Genomic DNA, 1,929 nt, shown 5'->3' on the forward strand with positions numbered 1-1,929 from the left:
GAAGTACATGCTCGATAACTGCCCGATGTTGGGGTTTTCCATGAACAGGTTCAGCGACTGGCTTTGGTCGATGAACGCGCCACGGTCGGCTGCCATATCGATGAGGGAGCGCATGGGTATTTCCCAGACGGTCCGGTAGACAGCGCGCAGGTCGGCCGGCAGCTCATCCAACCCCTGCACGGACCCTTCAGCGATTTTTAGACGTGTGCGCGTTTCGTCGCTCCAAAGGCCGAGTTTCTTGAGGTCCGCGACAAGATAGCGATTCACCTGTAAGAAGTCGCCTGAAAGAGTCTCCCGCTTGAACAGATTGGAGACTTGCGGCTCGATACATTCATAGCACCCCGCAATTGACGCAATGGTGGCGGTGGGCGCGATGGCCACAAGCAGTGAGTTCCGCAGCCCGTGCGCTCCGATCTTGGACCGAAGAGTCTCCCATCGATCCTGATCCGCCGGTGTAATACCCCACGCGTCGAACTGCAACTCTCCCTGAGCAGCGCGTGTTTCGTCATATGTGGGATGACGACCTTTCGTGATCGCGAGATCCATGGAAGCTGACAACGCATGGAAGTAGATATCCTCGACGATCCGCGCCGAGAGACCTCGCGCTTCCGGTACATCGAAGGGCAAGCGCATCTGAAAGAAGACATCCTGCAAGCCCATCAGCCCGAGTCCTACCGGTCGCCACCTTCGATTCGAGGATCCCGCCGCGGCAAGAGGGTAGTAGTTAAGATCGATCACCCGATCGAGTTGATGAACCGCTGTCCGCACTGTCTTGGCCAGTTTGTCGAAGTCGAACGAGGTGCTTCCATCGGATTCGGTCACCGTGTGGCGGGCAAGGTTGATTGAGCCAAGATTGCAGACGGCGGTTTCGTCCCGCGATGTGACTTCAAGGATTTCGGTGCAGAGATTGGAAAGATGGACCGTCCGTCCGGGCAACGCCGTTTGGTTGCAGGCCCGGTTGGATTTGTCCTTGAACGTCATCCATCCGTTGCCGGTCTGGGCAAGCGTGCGCATCATCCGCGCATACAGCTCGCGAGCCTTGACGGTTTTTGATGCAAGCCCGGCCTGTTCCGCCTGTGCATACGCCCGTTCGAATTCTTCTCCATAGAGATCGGGCAACTCCGGCGTGGTCTTGGGATCGAACAGGCTCCACTCGCCGTCCGCTTCCACCCGTTTCATGAAGAGATCGGGAACCCAATTGGCGAGATTTAAATTGTGTGTCCGGCTGGCCTCGTCCCCCGTATTGTCACGTAGCTCCAGGAACTCCTCGATGTCGGCATGCCACGGCTCAAGATAGACACAGCAGGCGCCCTTGCGTTTTCCGCCCTGATTGACCGCCGCGACGGATGCATCGAGGGTCTTCAGCCAGGGGATGATGCCGTTCGAATGCCCGTTCGTGCTCTCGATCAGAGAGCCACGCGACCGGACGCGATGGTAGGCGAGACCGATCCCACCTGAGAATTTTGACAGCATCGCGACGTCCGTGTACCGCTGGTAAATATGCTCCAGATGATCGTCCGGCGAATCGAGCAGAAAGCAGCTCGAGAGTTGTTCATGCTGTGTCCCCGCGTTGAACAGCGTCGGTGAGCTTGGCAAGTATTCCAGCGACGAGAGCAGGCGATACAGTTCGACCGCATCCATGACGGTCTCGGCGAGAGCGCAGGCGATGCGGAGGAAGAACTGCTGTGGCGTCTCGATGACCTGTCGAGTCGTCGGATGTTTGAGCAAATAGCGATCGTAGATGGTGCGAAGGCCGAAATACTCGAACTCCCGGTCGCGTGTCGGATCAAGCGCGTCGTTCAGCTTGCGTCCGTTTTGCGAGACAAACTCGTGCACGCGCTCGTTGATCAATCCCAGCCGCCGTCCCGCTGTGATGGACTGAGAGAACGCGTGAATCTCCTGATTTCGAACCTCTTTGTCGATATACGT

Annotated in this window: 1 protein-coding gene; it reads right to left on the reverse strand. The window is 57.6% G+C overall.

The genetic code is table 11. The annotated features are described in order from the left end of the window. Positions 1-1,929 (reverse strand): ribonucleoside-diphosphate reductase subunit alpha (locus ACOSYY_RS13960; protein ID WP_421663127.1); only part of this gene is annotated, 1,929 nt, incomplete at both ends.

The organism is Nitrospira sp. BLG_2, assembly GCF_049222245.1.